Source organism: Vibrio sp. 10N.261.55.A7, from assembly GCF_002877365.1.
Taxonomy (GTDB): domain Bacteria; phylum Pseudomonadota; class Gammaproteobacteria; order Enterobacterales; family Vibrionaceae; genus Vibrio.
The window spans coordinates 1-331 of record NZ_MCWZ01000265.1 but is presented as its reverse complement, the minus strand read 5'-3'; the positions used below and the strand labels follow the sequence as shown (position 1 = coordinate 331).

Annotated in this window: 1 protein-coding gene; it reads left to right on the top strand. The window is 40.5% G+C overall.

What is annotated here, in order from left to right:
• A partial coding sequence (locus BCU12_RS23535; RefSeq protein WP_206748378.1) for a hypothetical protein occupies positions 1–204 on the top strand: 204 nt, incomplete at its 5' end.
• Between the last annotated feature and the right edge of the window lie 127 nt (positions 205–331).

The following is a 331-nucleotide window of genomic DNA, read 5'->3' as shown; positions in this document are numbered from 1 at the left end:
TTAGTATCCTTCATCACTTGGGTTGCTGTATTAGTTTGGGCGTTGAAAGTTCGAAACTTACTAAATTCCACATTGTTGCTAGCTAAAGGGGATGACAATTGGGTTAGCCTTGCCTGGACAATTGTCTTTAATTACTTATATTTCAACCACAAAATCGAATTCATCTGTAGAAACCCAAGTCGTGACAGAGTCGAGAATACATAACAAATTACTTAACAGGGACTCCTAACACTTGGCGACTTCAGTCGCAATTTTAGCTCCGTGTTTATGGCACAATATTCAGGTTGGGTGGTATCGCGTTATCGCCCGTTAGTAAGGCGTTAGTCGTTTA